Origin of the sequence: Streptomyces sp. NPDC002994, assembly GCF_040611155.1 — a bacterium.
Lineage (GTDB): Bacteria > Actinomycetota > Actinomycetes > Streptomycetales > Streptomycetaceae > Streptomyces.
Window position 1 is genome coordinate 117,481 of record NZ_JBEXNQ010000022.1, and the last position, 15,110, is coordinate 132,590.

11 protein-coding genes and 1 pseudogene are annotated in these 15,110 nt (G+C 66.8%); 10 read left to right on the forward strand and 2 right to left on the reverse strand.

Going from position 1 to position 15,110, the window contains the following annotated elements; all coding sequences use genetic code 11:
* The first annotated feature begins 253 nt into the window (after nt 1–253).
* The 8 genes from typA (at nt 254) to ABZX79_RS27175 (ending at nt 10,254) form a co-directional block, all read left to right on the forward strand.
* Nucleotides 254–2,125 carry a translational GTPase TypA gene (gene typA, locus ABZX79_RS27140; RefSeq protein WP_355262920.1) on the forward strand — a complete coding sequence of 624 codons (1,872 nt, stop codon included), beginning with the start codon at nt 254–256 and terminating at the stop codon, nt 2,123–2,125.
* Between the two features lie 372 nt (nt 2,126–2,497).
* Nucleotides 2,498–3,019 carry a hypothetical protein gene (locus ABZX79_RS27145; protein ID WP_355262923.1) on the forward strand — a complete coding sequence of 174 codons (522 nt, stop codon included), beginning with the start codon at nt 2,498–2,500 and terminating at the stop codon, nt 3,017–3,019.
* A gap of 522 nt (nt 3,020–3,541) precedes the next feature.
* Nucleotides 3,542–5,245, forward strand: coding sequence for an ABC transporter substrate-binding protein (locus ABZX79_RS27150; protein ID WP_355262925.1), 1,704 nt, complete (start codon nt 3,542–3,544; stop codon nt 5,243–5,245).
* 178 nt (nt 5,246–5,423) lie between these two features.
* Nucleotides 5,424–6,350 (forward strand): ABC transporter permease, encoded by a 927-nt coding sequence (locus tag ABZX79_RS27155; protein ID WP_355262928.1) that lies wholly within the window; start codon nt 5,424–5,426, stop codon nt 6,348–6,350.
* Between the two features lie 31 nt (nt 6,351–6,381).
* Nucleotides 6,382–7,311: an ABC transporter permease gene (locus ABZX79_RS27160; protein WP_355262931.1), complete on the forward strand. Its 930-nt coding sequence runs from the start codon at nt 6,382–6,384 to the stop codon at nt 7,309–7,311.
* Between the two features lie 55 nt (nt 7,312–7,366).
* Nucleotides 7,367–8,425, forward strand: a complete 1,059-nt coding sequence (locus ABZX79_RS27165) for an ABC transporter ATP-binding protein (RefSeq protein WP_355262934.1) — start codon at nt 7,367–7,369, stop codon at nt 8,423–8,425.
* Nucleotides 8,418–9,566 (forward strand): dipeptide ABC transporter ATP-binding protein, encoded by a 1,149-nt coding sequence (locus ABZX79_RS27170; protein WP_355262937.1) that lies wholly within the window; start codon nt 8,418–8,420, stop codon nt 9,564–9,566. The genes ABZX79_RS27165 and ABZX79_RS27170 overlap by 8 nt, the downstream gene beginning before the upstream one ends.
* A gap of 100 nt (nt 9,567–9,666) precedes the next feature.
* Entirely contained in the window at nt 9,667–10,254 is a 588-nt protein-coding gene (locus tag ABZX79_RS27175) for a GNAT family N-acetyltransferase (protein ID WP_355262940.1), read from the forward strand.
* Between the two features lie 15 nt (nt 10,255–10,269).
* On the opposite strand, the gene ABZX79_RS27180 is transcribed toward ABZX79_RS27175, so the two are convergent.
* Together ABZX79_RS27180 and ABZX79_RS27185 are read right to left on the reverse strand one after the other, a co-directional pair.
* A complete protein-coding gene (locus tag ABZX79_RS27180) occupies nt 10,270–10,665 on the reverse strand; it encodes a VOC family protein (RefSeq protein WP_355262967.1) in 396 nt (131 codons plus the stop codon).
* Nucleotides 10,666–10,761: 96 nt separating this feature from the next.
* Nucleotides 10,762–11,523, reverse strand: a complete 762-nt coding sequence (locus tag ABZX79_RS27185) for a GNAT family N-acetyltransferase (RefSeq protein ID WP_355262943.1) — start codon at nt 11,521–11,523, stop codon at nt 10,762–10,764.
* Between the two features lie 447 nt (nt 11,524–11,970).
* Between ABZX79_RS27185 and ABZX79_RS27190 the strand changes: the two genes are divergently transcribed.
* On the forward strand, nt 11,971–12,492 hold the full coding sequence (locus ABZX79_RS27190) for a hypothetical protein (protein ID WP_355262946.1): 522 nt from the start codon (nt 11,971–11,973) through the stop codon (nt 12,490–12,492).
* 90 nt (nt 12,493–12,582) lie between these two features.
* A pseudogene (locus tag ABZX79_RS27195) lies at nt 12,583–12,875 on the forward strand (oligopeptide/dipeptide ABC transporter ATP-binding protein); the annotation flags it as partial.
* Between the last annotated feature and the right edge of the window lie 2,235 nt (nt 12,876–15,110).

The window sequence follows — 15,110 nt, forward strand, 5'->3', positions numbered from 1 at the left end:
CCCCTTGACCCGGGAGCCGCTCCGCACCCCACCCCACGCATGGCTCGAGTACGGCCCAAAAACTTCCCCCTCACACAGCTCCGCCGGACCCCCGGAGCCCTGGTGCGGGGCCGGTAACGATCGCCCGGGAAGCCCACGTGGCTCACTCCCCGTACCATGGGGGGTAGCCGTGGCGCGACCGCCCGGCGGGCGTATGAGGAAACGAACCGAATACGACGCCCGATCCCACGATCGAGAGAAGCGCAACTCACCCATGCCCACGCGCCACGACATCCGTAACGTAGCCATCGTCGCCCACGTCGACCACGGCAAGACCACCCTGGTCGACGCCATGCTCAAGCAGGCCGGCGCCTTCGCCGCGCACGCCGCCGAGCACCTCGACGACCGCATGATGGACTCGAACGACCTGGAGCGTGAGAAGGGCATCACGATCCTGGCCAAGAACACGGCCGTCAAGTACCACCCCAAGGATGGCGGCGACGTCATCACGATCAACATCATCGACACCCCCGGCCACGCCGACTTCGGTGGTGAGGTCGAGCGCGGCCTGTCGATGGTCGACGCGGTCGTCCTGCTGGTCGACGCCTCCGAGGGCCCGCTGCCGCAGACGCGCTTCGTGCTCCGCAAGGCGCTTCAGGCCCGGATGCCCGTCATCCTCTGCATCAACAAGACCGACCGCCCCGACTCCCGGATCGACGAGGTCGTCAACGAGACGTACGACCTGTTCCTGGACCTGGACGCGGACGAGGACCAGATCGAGTTCCCGATCGTCTACGCCTGCGCCCGTGACGGCGTCGCCTCGCTGACCAAGCCGGAGGACGGCACCGTCCCGGCCGACAGCGAGAACCTGGAGCCGTTCTTCTCCACCATCCTGGCGCACGTGCCGGCCCCCGAGTACGACGAGGCGGCCCCCCTCCAGGCCCACGTCACCAACCTCGACGCCGACAACTTCCTCGGCCGTATCGCGCTGTGCCGCGTCGAGCAGGGCGAGCTGCGCAAGGGCCAGACCGTCACGTGGATCAAGCGCGACGGCACGATGTCCAACGTGCGCATCACCGAGCTCCTGATGACCGAGGCGCTCACCCGCAAGCCGGCCGAGAAGGCCGGCCCGGGCGACATCTGCGCGGTCGCCGGATTCCCGGACATCATGATCGGCGAGACCCTGGCCGACCCCGAGAACCCGATCGCGCTGCCGCTCATCACGGTCGACGAGCCGGCGATCTCCATGACCATCGGTACGAACACCTCGCCGCTGGTCGGCAAGGGCGGCAAGGGCCACAAGGTCACCGCCCGCCAGGTGAAGGACCGCCTGGACCGCGAGCTCATCGGTAACGTCTCGCTCCGCGTCCTCGACACCGAGCGCCCCGACGCCTGGGAGGTCCAGGGCCGCGGTGAGCTCGCGCTGGCGATCCTGGTCGAGCAGATGCGCCGTGAGGGCTTCGAGCTGACCGTCGGCAAGCCCGAGGTCGTCGTGAAGATGGTCGACGGCAAGAAGTACGAGCCGATCGAGCGCATGACGATCGACTCCCCCGAGGAGCACCTCGGCGCCATCACGCAGCTGATGGCGACCCGCAAGGGCCGCATGGAGACGATGACGAACCACGGTTCGGGCTGGATCCGCATGGAGTGGATCGTCCCGTCACGCGGCCTCATCGGCTTCCGTACGGAGTTCCTGACGCAGACCCGCGGTACGGGCATCGCGCACTCCATCTTCGAGGGCCACGAGCCGTGGTTCGGCGAGCTGCGCACCCGTAACAACGGCTCGCTGGTGGCGGACCGTTCGGGCACGGTGACCCCCTTCGCGATGATCAACCTGCAGGAGCGCGGTGTCATCTTCCTGGAGGCCGGCACCGAGGTCTACGAGGGCATGATCATTGGTGAGAACTCGCGTTCCGACGACATGGACGTGAACATCACCAAGGAGAAGAAGCTCACCAACATGCGTGCGGCTTCCGCGGACAACACGGAGAACGTCGTGCCGCCGCGCAAGCTCTCGCTGGAGCAGTCGCTGGAGTTCTGCCGCGACGACGAGTGCATCGAGGTGACCCCGGAGACCGTGCGTATCCGCAAGGTCGTCCTGGACCAGAAGGAGCGCGGCCGCACGGCTTCGCGCGCCAAGCGCTGACCCCTAGGGGGTCGGCACACCGCGAGCACCCATGGCCCGCTGCACCGCGACGCGTTCGTGGTGCAGCGGGCCATCTGCATGGGGGCCTGCGGTCAGCAGAACTTCTTCGCGGAGGTCGGCAGGCCTCGGCACTTCGGCTGCCTGAGCTTCGTCGGGTTCCTGGGTCATCATGGCTGGCTGGCTGCAGCGGCGGGCCGACGCTGGCGAGTACCTGCTCGACCCGGCGCCCACCTTGTACCCGGGGCCCCGCCTCCAAGCTACGACCAGGCTCAGATGTTGCTCAAGAGTATGGCAACGGCCCTTCTGCGGAGGGTAGTTTCTGGCCGTACCCCGGCGCTGACCAAGCCTGGGAAATCAAGGGGGACCAGCCAAGTGCACACTTCCGCCCGCACCTTCGTCACGGCCGCCACCGCTTCCGCGGTCCTGGGCACTTGCCTGGTGGGACTGGCCGCAACACCGGCTTCCGCCGCCGAAGTCTGCGAGAACCAGTACAAGCGCAAGTACACGGAAATCTCGTCGGACTGGCACAAGATCGTGGCGTCGGGCACCATCGACAACCGCCGCAGCAGTGCGTCGGTGCGCCAGTCCGTGTCCGCCGAGGTCGCCGCCAGCCTGAAGGGCAGCGTCACCGGTGAGATCGGTGGCAAGCTCGATCTCGCCGTCGGGGAGATCAACGCCAGGACCTCGCTGACCGTCGAGGCGGGCGTCTCCATATCCATGGGCAAGTCCGTAATGGTCGTCGTGCCCGCCCGGAAGCGGGTCAGCTACAAGATCGGCATCAAGAAGCGCGTCTTCCAGGTGGCGGTCGCCCATCGGTGGAGCAACTGCCAGGTAGACAACTCCTTCGCCAAGGTCACGGTCGCCGACCACTACACCGAGACCCGCAACACCTGAGCGGTCACCCCGCGGCCGGTGTCAGCGACGTAGTCGTCGACTCCGATGCGGGCGGTGGGTCGGGCCTGGACACGCTCCGGACCCGGCCCTTTTCGCGTCCAGCGCGCAAAGCAGGGCGTGACGGCGGACCGGCAGAGACAGTGGGTCGCCCTCCGCCTCCGTCGGACTCGGTGAGACGTGCTGCGCGCAACTGGTTTTCCACAGCGGCGCGTTCGAAATCCGGATGGTTATCACCGATACATGGGTAACGAGTCCGTTTCGTGACCATCTATCTCTCATCGGTATGCCCGGATTTCGATACTTGTGGGCCGTAGGTGTGATCGAACCGAGACCAAAACTTTGTAGTCGAGCCGTACCCGATGGCCAATAGTTGAGCGCGTAGAGCTCGGGTCAATGGGTCACGCGCTGTGGGGAGCGTCGACTCACGAGCACACTCTGGGCATTGACCTTCCGCCGTCAGGGGTGTCGGCGTAGCCATCAGTGCCCTTCTTTAGTCAAAAGTGGACTCATGAGGAGGAACCCATGCGCGGTGCCAAGAGCGCCAAGCTGGTCGTGGGCGCGATAGTCGTGGCCCTTGCCGCGACTGCCTGTGGTGGCAGCGACGGCGGTAAGAAGAAGAACAACTCGGCTCCGGTCGAGAAGCGGACGCCGTACGTCAACCCGAAGTCGGCCCCGGATGCCAGCCCGAAGAAGGGCGGCACCTTCCGTCTGGGCCTGACCGAGCCGGCCGCGATCGACCCGGCCCTGGCTCAGGAGTCGGAGGGCTCGCTCGTCGTCCACCAGCTCTTCACCGGTCTGTACGCCGCCAAGCCCGACGGCACCCTGGTGCCGCAGCTCGCCACCGAGGCCAAGCCGAACGACAAGTGCACCACCTGGGACTTCACGGTCAAGACCGGCACGAAGTTCGCGAATGGTGAGGCCGTCGACGCCGAGTCGTTCGTCCGTGCCTGGTCGCGTGTCGCCCAGAAGAAGACGGCGTCCGACGTCGCCTACCACCTGTCCGGCATCAAGGGCTTCAAGGACACCCAGGGCGGCAAGTCGGACAAGCTCTCCGGTGTCACCGCGCCGAAGCCCGACCTTCTGAAGGTCGAGCTCTCCGCCCCGGACTGCGGCTTCAACATCAAGACCGTGCACGGTGTCTTCTCGCCCGTGCCGAAGGTCGCCGGCGCCGGCGACAACAAGGCCTTCAACGACGCCCCCATCGGCAACGGTCCCTTCAAGATGGCGGGCAAGTGGGAGCACAACAAGAGCATCAAACTCGTCCGCAATGACGACTCGGGCATCGTCAAGGCGCACCTCGACAAGGTCGAGATCTCGATCCTGAACCCGAACAACGGCGCTCAGCTGGAGACCACCGGCTTCCAGTCCGGCCAGTTCGACTGGGCCCGTATGCCGGTCCCGCAGATGCCGACGCTTGAGAAGAACTTCAAGCCGAAGAACAAGTGGATCGAGGCCGACACCTCGGGCATGAACTTCCTGATGCCGGTCACGGACAAGGGCCCGCTGAAGTCCAAGGAGGCCCGCCAAGCGGTCTCCTACGCGATCGACCGCAACGCGATCGCCAATGGTGTCTTCAAGGGAATGCAGTACAGCTCCTCCAACATCCTGCCCCCGTCCTTCGGCGATGCGTACAAGGCCGGCCAGTGTGAGACCTGCGTGAAGCAGGACAAGGAGAAGGCCAAGGAGCTCGCCAAGAAGGCGAAGCTGGGTCCGGGCACCAAGATCGAGCTGGCGCTCAACAGCGGTTCCGGTCACGAAGAGTGGATGCAGGCGACGGCCAAGCAGATCGAGGACGTCCTCGGCTGGAAGGTCGAGCTGAAGACCCTGCCGTTCGCCCAGTTCCTGGACGACCAGCAGAAGCCGACCGCCACGGGTGCCTACCGCTTCGCGTGGGGCGCGGACTACCCGACGCCGGACAACTTCCTGTACCCGCTGCTCTCGACCGACTCCATCAACAAGGACGAGACCGGCAAGATCGTCGGTGACAACCGCAGCCGTTACAGCAACCCGGAGTTCGACAAGCTCCTCGCCCAGGCGCGGGAGACCAAGGACGACGCGGCCCGTAACAAGCTGTACGTGCAGGCCGAGAAGATGGCTCTGGACGACCAGGCGCTGATCCCCATGTTCCTGCGTACGCAGTTCCGTCTGGCGAACACCGATAAGTTCGCGGGCGTCAACATGGACTTCTTCGAGGACCCGACCCTCGCGGAGATCTCGCAGCGCTAGTACTTGTGCTGAGGCAGGGGGCCCGGGCCGGGCCTGGGTCCCCCTGACCACCAGGGGCCGTGGAGCCGGGGGAACCCCGCGTCCCCACGGCCCTTTCCCCCGCTTCGCCCCCACGTCTACTGGTCGTGCCACCACCGTGGCCGGCCGACGGGGACCCCTCAGGAAAAGAAGGCAACACATGGGTCGCTATGTCGCGCGACGACTCGGACAGCTCGTCCTGGTCATCCTCGGCGCCACCATGATTCTCTTCACCTGCCTCTTCGTACTGCCCGGTGACCCTGTCGGGTCGATCGCGGGTAGCGACAAGGCACGTGACCCCGCAGTCGTCAAGCAGCTCCAGAAGGAATACGGCCTCGACAAGCCCCTCGTGGTGCAGTACGGCACCTATGTGGGCAAGCTCGCGCAGGGTGACCTCGGTGTGGACTACACCCAGCGCCGCCCCGTGTCCGAGATCCTCCAGCCGAAGCTGGTCAACACCGGGAAGCTGGCGCTGTTCGCCATCGTTCTCGACGTCGCGCTCGGTGTCATCGTCGGCATCATCGCCGCGCTGCGGAGATACAGCCTCGTCGATGTGATCACCACGGTGTCCACGACGTTGTTCCTCGGCGTACCCACCTTCGTGCTCGGCATGCTCTTGCAGAGTGTCTTCGTGGTGAAGCTGGGCTGGGTTCCCCTGCTAGGTGACGGCAGCTTCAAGACGATGATCCTTCCGGCTTTCACACTCGCCATCGTCGACGCCGCAATCGTCGCGCGGCTGATGCGTGGCTCCATGCTCGAAGTGGTCCGCGCGGACTATGTGAAGACCGCGATCGCCAAGGGTGTGCCCAAGCGTCAGGTACTGACCCGGCACATCCTGCGCAACTCGATCATCCCGGTGATCACCTACATCGGCATCTCTTTCGGCACGCTGCTGGGTGGTGCCCTGCTTACCGAGGCGATCTTCAACTGGGACGGCATCGGGCTGGCGCTGGTCACCGCGATCCAGCAGCAGAACAACCCCATCGTCGTGGGCGTGGTCACGATCAGCGTCGGCATCTTCGTAGTGATGAACCTGATTGTCGACCTGCTGTACGCGGTCCTCGACCCCCGTATCCGGCTCGGCTGAGCAACTCCGGTCAACGAAGAGAGATTTGACGATGACCAACATCGTGAAGGCCGAGGCCGGGACTGTTTCCGAGCCGACGGCGAACCTGCTGGCCGGGGGATCGGGCGAGTCGGAGATCAAGCCCGCCAAGCAGTGGCGCGACATCCGTAAGCGGTTTGTCGCCAACAAGCTGGCCGTGGTGGGACTCGCCCTGGTCTGCCTGCTGTTCCTGACGGCGATCTTCGCCCCGCTGATCGCCCCGTACGACCCGTACGAGCAAGACCTGATGAACACGCTCTCGCCCCCGACGGCCCAGAACATCGCGGGCACGGACTCACTCGGGCGTGATGTGTTCTCCCGCGTGATCTACGGTTCCCGGATCGCCGTGATCGTGGGTCTCGCATCCATGTTCCTGGCGTCCTTCCTGGGCATCATTTTCGGCTCGCTCGCCGGCTACTTCGGCAACAAGACCGACAGCCTCATCATGCGTGTGGCGGACATCTTCTTCGCCTTCCCGCTGCTCATCGGCGCGATCGTGATCATCCTGCTGACCGGTCGCGGGGTATTCCCCGTGGTGCTCTCGCTGGCGATCTTCGGCTGGGCGACTGTCGCCCGACTCCTGCGCAGCTCGATCCTGTCCACCCGTGAGGCGGACTACGTCATGGCTGCCAAGGCGCTGGGTGCGAGCACCGGCCGGATTCTGATGCGGCACATTCTGCCCAACTCCATCGCCCCCGTGGTCGTCTACGCCACCACCAGCGTGGCCAGCGCCCTGGTCGCGGCGGCTTCACTGTCCTTCCTCGGCGTCGGTGTCTCCCCGGAGACTCCCGAGTGGGGCAACATGATCGCCGCCGCCCGCGACTTCGTCGGCGTCCAGGATGTCTTCTGGATCGCCCCCAGCGCCGGTGTCGTCCTTGCCTGCCTCGGCTTCATCTTCGTGGGCGACGGACTGCGCGACGCACTCGACCCGAAGCTGCGGTGAGACCTGTGACCGGCGTACGAAAGACCATTGACGGACCGGGGGGTCGGAGGAAGACATGACCACGATAGAGAAGGACCCCGGCACGAACGGGGCCGCGGCGGCGAAGACTTCGGCGGCACCGCTGCTCGAAGTGCGCAACCTGCATGTGGAGTTCAAGACGGACGAAGGCATAGCCAAGGCCGTCAACGGGGTGTCGTACAGCGTCGGAGCGGGCGAGACCCTCGCGGTGCTCGGTGAGTCGGGATCCGGCAAGTCCGTGACCGCTCAGGCGATCATGGGCATCCTGGACATGCCGCCCGGGCGGATCCCGCAGGGCGAGATCCTGTTCAAGGGCCAGGACATCCTGAAGCTGTCCGGCGAGGAGCGTCGCAAGATGCGCGGCGCGAAGATGGCGATGATCTTCCAGGACGCGCTGTCCGCCCTCAACCCCGTGCACTCGGTCGGCACTCAGATCGGCGAAATGTTCCGGGTCCACCGCGGTATGTCCAAGAAGGACGCCAAGGCCAAGGCCGTCGAGCTGATGGACCGGGTCCGCATCCCGGCGGCGAAGGCGCGGGTGGGCGACTACCCGCATCAGTTCTCGGGCGGAATGCGCCAGCGCATCATGATCGCGATGGCGCTGGCCCTGGAACCCGACCTGATCATCGCGGACGAGCCGACGACCGCGCTCGACGTGACGGTTCAGGCACAGGTCATGGACCTGCTCGCGGAGCTGCAGCGCGAGATGAACATGGGGCTCATCCTGATCACCCACGACCTCGGCGTTGTCGCCGACGTCGCGGACAAGATCGCGGTGATGTACGCGGGCCGGATCGTGGAGACCGCGCCCGTGCACGAGATCTACAAGCGTCCCGCGCACCCGTACACCAGGGGCCTGCTGAGCTCGATCCCGCGCCTGGACCAGAAGGGGCAGGATCTGTACGCGATCAAGGGCCTGCCGCCCAACCTGCTGGCGATCCCGTCCGGTTGCGCGTTCCGCCCCCGGTGCGCCTCGGCCCAGTCCGTCTGTGGCGAGGAGGTGCCCGCCCTCGAGCAGGTCACCGAGCGCGATGGCACCGACCTGGCCGGCCGCGGAAGCGCCTGCCACTTCTGGAAGGAGACGATCCATGGCTGATCTCAGCAAGAACGACGAGGCTGTGGACGCGACGCCGAACGTCGTCGAGGTCGAGACGGTCGACGTGGCTACCGTGGAGGACGCCGTAGCGGCGATCGAAGCGCCGGTCGGGCGTGGCGAGCCGATCCTTCAGGTCCGCAACCTGGTCAAGCACTTTCCGCTGACCCACGGCCTGATCCTGAAGAAGCAGGTCGGCGCGGTCAAGGCTGTCGACGGCATCTCCTTCGACCTGTACCAGGGCGAAACCCTGGGCATCGTCGGCGAGTCGGGCTGTGGCAAGTCGACCGTCGCCAAGGTCCTGATGATGCTGGAGAAGGCGACTTCGGGCGAGGTCTTCTACAAGGGGCAGGACATCACCAAGCTGTCCGGCAAGGCCCTCAAGGCCGTACGCCGGAACATCCAGATGGTGTTCCAGGACCCGTACACCTCGCTGAATCCGCGCATGACGGTCGGTGACATCATCGGGGAGCCGTTCGAGATCCATCCCGAGGTGGCTCCGAAGGGCGACCGCCGCCAAAAGGTGCAGGAACTGCTGGATGTGGTCGGCCTCAATCCCGAGTACATCAACCGGTACCCGCACCAGTTCTCCGGCGGACAGCGCCAGCGCATCGGCATCGCGCGCGGCCTCGCGCTCAACCCGGAGATCATCGTCTGCGACGAGCCCGTCTCGGCGCTCGACGTATCCGTACAGGCTCAGGTCATCAACCTGATGGAGAAGCTCCAGGACGAGTTCAACCTGTCCTATCTCTTCATCGCGCACGACCTGTCGATCGTCCGGCACATCTCGGACCGGGTCGGTGTCATGTATCTCGGCAAGATGGCCGAGATCGGTACGGAAGAGCAGATCTACGACCACCCGACGCACCCCTACACCCAGGCGCTGCTGTCGGCGGTCCCGGTTCCCGACCCGGCGCTCCGTGAGGGCCGCGAGCGGATCATCCTCACCGGTGACGTCCCGTCCCCGGCCAACCCGCCGTCGGGCTGCCGGTTCCGCACCCGCTGCTGGAAGGCGGAGGACAAGTGCGCCGAAGAGGTCCCGCTGCTGGCGGTGCCCGAGCGCTTCAAGGCCTCGGGGACACCGGCGGCACACGAGTCGGCGTGCCACTTCGCCGAGGAGAAGGACGTCGTGCACGCCGCGTGACATGACGTCAGTGCTGTGGCCGGCCCCGTCCCCGCCCCGAGTATCTCGGACCGGGGGCGGGGCCGTCGCCGTTGCACCACGTCGCAGGGAAAGGAGTGTCATGGTGACCACCGCACCGGAGCCCGCTCTCAGGTTCACTGAACTCGGCGGGTTCGGCCTTCGGCTGCGCACCTGGGACGAGGATGACGCGGACACGGCCCTGCGCGGACTCAACGACCCGGAGTTCCAGCACTGGAACGGCGCCATGGCCGATGTCCTGGACCCGGCCGGTGTTCTCAAGTACATCCGGTCCAGGGCAGAGGGCTGGGAGAACGGTAGCCAGGCGTCGTACTGCATCGCTGACGCCGCCACCGGCGCGGTGCTCGGCCATGTCGGGCTGCACGAGATCGTGTACCGCATGGGCCACGCCGGCGTGGGCTACTGGCTGATGCCCGAGGCGCGCGGGCGTGGAGTGGCCACCCACGCTGTGGAACTGTGTACCCGCTGGGCCTTCGAGGAGGTAGGGCTCCACCGTCTCGAATTGGGCCACGCCCTGGGGAACGAGGCTTCGTGCCGGGTGGCGCTGCGTACGGGCTACCAGCCGGAGGGCATTTCGCGCGGGGGACTGCCCGCGAAGGAGCCGGGAACGTACTTCGACATGCATGTGCACGCCCGGCTGGCGACGGATCCGGCGCCCGCCGTCGCCTGAGTATCAATCCGGTTGTCATGCGCCAGTGGCAACGAGCTCGACCTCGAAGCCGTCGCTGTTCTCAAGGTAGGCGGCGTAATGCTGCTCTCCGCCTGCGTGGGGGTGACGGTCGCTGAACATCAGGCGCCAGCCGTGTTGCCGGGCTTCGGCCGTCAGTGCTCGCACCGTCGTTCGGTCCTCGACATGGAAGGCCAGATGGTTCAGTCCGGGCCGGCATCGGTCATGACGGTCCACGGTGAGGTCCGGGGACTGCTCGAAGACCAAATAGGTCGTTCCCAACCGCCAGCTGCGGCCGCTGTCCCAGCTCTGGAACAGCGTGTAGCCCAGGCTCTCCAGCAGCCAGCCGAGGGACTCGATGCTGCGGTTCAGGTCAGGCACCCACACCTCGATGTGGTGCAGCACCCCGCTCATCTGCTGCTTCACGCCGCTGCCCCGCAGATCGCTCGACCGGCCCGCCCATGCCGCGACATGCGTAGCCCCCAACAAATGAAACAGGATGTCTCACGATCAGCCGCGTTCGAAGCAGTGTATGTGGCCGATGACCGAGAAGCCGCGGCGCTCATACCAGTGGTGTGGCCAGTCCGCCGCATCGGCGGTCAGGAACCGCGTACCGCAGTCCGCGCCGGAGGCCATACCCAAGGCGGTGGCCAGGACGGCGTCGGCGTAACCGCGTCCGAGATGGGTCTCCGAGGTGACCAGGTCCTCGACCTGGGCGATGCCCGTTGCCGGGTCCAGGTAGAGGTCGGCCCATGAGGCGACCTCCCCCTCCTCCGTGCGGGCACCGATGAAGCGAACAGCCTCGGCGCCGCGGCGGCGGGCCTCGCGTCGGTCGACGAGGTGGCATACGACCTCGTCGTCGACGTCTGGAAGGAGGGCCCGCCAGCGCCGAGTGAGTGGGGCCCGGATCGCCTCGAGGTCCACCTCCTGCGCGCGGCCAGTGGGCGGCACCGGGCCTGCGTGCAGCATGACCAGGTAAGTGGAGTGGGCGTATCCGGCCTGGATCAGCGGCTCCGCGCACGCCGTTCCGACTTCGTCGTCCAGGACGGAAATCAGTCGGTGTGGCAGGTGCCTCAGTGCCTCGTCCGCGATGGCGGGCAGCGCCGCGGAGTCGACGGCCCTGTCGATGATGACCTGGTTGTTCGCGCGGGAGTGTGCGAAGGCGTCGTCGTATACGGCGAATCCGCCGGGGAGGTCGACGGTGCGCGCGGCCTGGCGGCGGGCGAAGGCTGACAGGAAGGCGCTTATCCGCAGTAGTTCTGAACTCGGCATGGAGGGAGCCTAGAGCGTGCTGCCGAAGTTGCGATGTGATATCTCCCTTGTATGCGTGAGGTGGTGAGGTTCGGGTCGTTTTGGGCGGCTGGTCCAGCAGCTGGGTGCGTAACTCGTACTGGAGCCGGTGCCACGCTCGGCGATTGGGCGGAAGCCCGCGTCTGGAGGGACTCGGGACGGCGGAGCAGTGTCAGTGCGTGACCGTGCTGGGGGCTTCGGCCAACGCTCGCCGCCGCGCTACCGTACCGGGCCCCAGTTTTACGGCTTTGGGCGTTGGCCAGTACCTGCTCGACCCGGGCGGCCGGCTCTGTACCCGGGCGCCGCCCGTTCTTTCGCGACAAGGCTCAGATCTTGATCAAGAGCGTGGCAACGGCCCATCTACCAGGGGTAATTTCTGACCCAACCCCAGCGCTGACCAAGCCGGGGAAATCAAGGGGGACTACCCAAATGCGCACTTCTGCCCGCACCTTCACCACGCTCGCCACCGCTTCCGCGGTCTTGGGCACCTGCCTGATGGGCCTGGCCGCAGCGCCGGCTTCCGCCGCCGAAGTCTGCGACAACCAGTACAAGCGCAAGTACACGGAGATCTCATCGACCTGGCACACGATTGTGGCGCAGGGCACCGTCGACAACCGCGACAGCAGCGCGTCGGTGCGCCAGTCGGTGTCCGCTGAGATCTCCGCCAGCCTGAAGGGCAGCGTCACTGGCGAGATCGGTGGCAAGCTCGACCTCGCCGTCGGGGAGATCAACGCCAAGACCTCGCTGACCGTCGAGGCCGGCGTCTCCATAGCCAAGGGCAAGTCCGTGACAGTCATCGTGCCCGCCCGGAAGCGGGTCAGCTACAAGATCGGCATCAAGAAGCGCGTCTTCCAGGTGGCGGTCGCCCATCGGTGGAGCAACTGCACAGTAGACAACTCTTTTGCCAAGGTGACGGTCGCCGACCACTACACGGAGACGCGCAACACCTGAGCGGCCATCCCGCAGCCGGAGAGTCGACGTAACCGGTGAGTCCGGTGCGGTCGATGATGCGGGGCCCGGACACGATCTGGGCCCCGCACCATTTCGCACGACCTGTCGATCGTCCGGCACATCTCGGACCAGGGGGGTGTCATGTACCTCGGCCGCACGCGAGGGCCGCGAACAGATCATCCTCCCCGGCGACGTCCCGTCCCCGGCGAACCCGCCGTCTGACTGCAGGTTCCGCACCCGCTGCTGGAAGGTGCAGGACAAGTGCGCGCAGGAGATGCCGCTGCTGGCGGTCCCCCGAGCGCTTCAAGTCCTCGGACACCCCGGCGGCCCACGAATCGGCGTGCCACTTCGCCGAGGAGAAGGACGTCGTGCACGCGGTGTAGTTGTCTGCTCCGGACTGTCGCACAGGGGGCGCCCCGGGCCATTACGGCTCGGGGCGCCTGCGTTTGTTTGCGCAGCGCAGCGCCGGTAACCAAGGCTTGCTTCTGGGGGTTTCGGGCCGTCCCGAGCGCTCGAGTGTCGGTGGGCCGTGACGGCGCGTCAAGGGCGCTCCTGCGTCGCGTCGCTGCGCGAGAGCCCTGCGGGCTCCCCTTGACCCGCCGCCCCGGCCCACCGCTAACGCTTGTACGGGGACGGCCCAAAGAAAAACGCCCTGCACGGGGGCTGGGGGATGGGCGCGGGTCGGCTTGGTGGCTTGCGGCGTGGTGGGTGGGGCGCATGAGGTCTATGGGGTGGCTCGGCCCCAGGTTCGGCGGGTGCGGGGACGGCCGCTGGTGCGACATCCCCATTCCCACGCACACGCGCACCCAGGCCGGTGGCCGGCTGGCCGTCGGGTCGACCTGCGGACTCATGTGTGCGTGGGTGGGGCGCGACACTTGAATGGGGGGACTCGGGCGGTGTGGCGTCCGCCCAGACCGGTGGTCGATGGAGGCTCAAGCGGGTTGCTGGTGTGGGGGTGGGTGGAGGGGCGCCCAGGGGCGGATGGGGCTGCCGACGGCCTGGCCGAATGAAACGAGCGGCTCGCAGGCTGGCTCGACACTCATGGCCAAGCCAGCAGCGGTTCGAAGCTTTCGGCCCGGCCGGTAGGGGCGGCGCACGTTCTCGGCCCGCCAGTGGGACAGCCGACACTCTCAGCCGGACAGATGAACAAGTTGACGACTCTCGGTCGGCGTGTAGGGCTTTGTCTCGGCTCCCGCACCGGCGGGCTGGGACGAACTCGGCACATGACACACAGGCGCGCCCTTTTCGCCCCGTTTTCACCACCTTGAGAGGTCTCGACGTGCGTCATGTGTGGGGTTCGTTGCAGCCAATGGCGCGGCGCAGGCGTAGGGGTGCACTCAACCCGGCAGAAGACGGCTCCCGACGGCCCACCAGTCGCACCCGTCACAACCGGCACCCGGTGGGGCGGACTCGGCCGCCTCGGGGCGTGATCATGGCGGGCCGGTGGGCGAGAAACCGGCTGGGCGGTGAGGCTGATGAGACCAACAGGGATGGCGCGCCGGTGACGGCCGACGCGGCAGCCGCAGCTTTGTCGCCGATCGGGTTCGGTCGCGTAACTCGCCGTTCCGGGGCGTCGGAACGCGACGAACCCAACACATGGTGAATCACATTGCCCCTCCAGTCCCACTGGTCTCAGCCGTTTGGCTTCCGGATGTCACGGGAGCGTTTCGACCCATGGCAGCCCCGCACGAGCCGCGCGCTGGACTGGTTGGTGTCGCTCGTGTTGCCGGTGAGCCGGTCAGCTGGTGTGACGGCTGGTCGTGCCGTCGGTCCGGCGGCCTGGCAGGAACGCGGTACTCGGGCACGTCCATTCCGACGCCCTCTGGGCTCAAGTAGCGCCCGACTACCGCCCTTGGCGGGCTCCGGGCTCGGAACGCAACTAACTCCACACTTGATGAATCCCAACGCCCCTCTAACCTCACCAGTCCCGGCTGTTTCGCTTCCGGCCGTCACGGGAGCGTTTCGACCCACTCGGCTCCCACGGACTGCGCCGAGCGTCGGGAGGGAGACGGCTGGTGTGGATGATGGGGCTCGTGGGTTCGTGCGGCTGGGAGGGCCCGGGGGGCCGCCGATGTTCTGCCGCGTTCCACGTTTCGGTGCGCCGCCACCCACCCACCTCAGCAACGGGCTTGTCGCTCAACCGGCCACCGGGCGGGGTGGGCGCCACACTGGCCCGAGTCGCCCCATTCAGCTGTCGTGTCCCACCCTCAGACGGTCCGGGCCTGCGGGGCGACCCGTCGGCCGGCCGTCCACCGGGGTGGGTGGTCGTGTGCGTGGGAATGGGGATGTCACGCCAGCGGCCGTTGCCGCAGTCGCTGACTCTGGGGCTGAGCCGCCCCCTAGACGTGGTGCGCCCCACTCACCGAGCCCGCCGCCCGGCGACGGTGAACGGCCACTTGCCGGAGTTTCCCCGTGGGCTCCCCCCGGGGGCCGCCCCCCAGAAGCATTGCGGCGGAGGGCCGGCGGAAGCTCCTATAGACCGTCAAGTGGTGTGGGGCAGGGGTGGTGTGGTGGTCTGTGTTCGGTGGGGTAGGTGTTTGTAGATCTCTCGGGCGACGAAGCGTTTGAGGCAGCGCATGATGTCTTTCTTGGCCATGCCTTCGGCGGTGCGTCGGGCG

Bases quoted from the DNA above. Each gene is read 5' to 3' on its own strand.
- typA (WP_355262920.1), top strand. From the start codon at position 254: ATGCCCACGCGCCACGACATCCGTAACGTAGCCATCGTCGCCCACGTC.
- ABZX79_RS27150 (WP_355262925.1), top strand. From the start codon at position 3,542: ATGCGCGGTGCCAAGAGCGCCAAGCTGGTCGTGGGCGCGATAGTCGTG.
- ABZX79_RS27155 (WP_355262928.1), top strand. From the start codon at position 5,424: ATGGGTCGCTATGTCGCGCGACGACTCGGACAGCTCGTCCTGGTCATC.
- ABZX79_RS27160 (WP_355262931.1), top strand. From the start codon at position 6,382: ATGACCAACATCGTGAAGGCCGAGGCCGGGACTGTTTCCGAGCCGACG.
- ABZX79_RS27165 (WP_355262934.1), top strand. From the start codon at position 7,367: ATGACCACGATAGAGAAGGACCCCGGCACGAACGGGGCCGCGGCGGCG.
- ABZX79_RS27170 (WP_355262937.1), top strand. From the start codon at position 8,418: ATGGCTGATCTCAGCAAGAACGACGAGGCTGTGGACGCGACGCCGAAC.
- ABZX79_RS27175 (WP_355262940.1), top strand. From the start codon at position 9,667: ATGGTGACCACCGCACCGGAGCCCGCTCTCAGGTTCACTGAACTCGGC.
- ABZX79_RS27180 (WP_355262967.1), bottom strand. From the start codon at position 10,665: ATGAGCGGGGTGCTGCACCACATCGAGGTGTGGGTGCCTGACCTGAAC.
- ABZX79_RS27185 (WP_355262943.1), bottom strand. From the start codon at position 11,523: ATGCCGAGTTCAGAACTACTGCGGATAAGCGCCTTCCTGTCAGCCTTC.
- ABZX79_RS27190 (WP_355262946.1), top strand. From the start codon at position 11,971: ATGCGCACTTCTGCCCGCACCTTCACCACGCTCGCCACCGCTTCCGCG.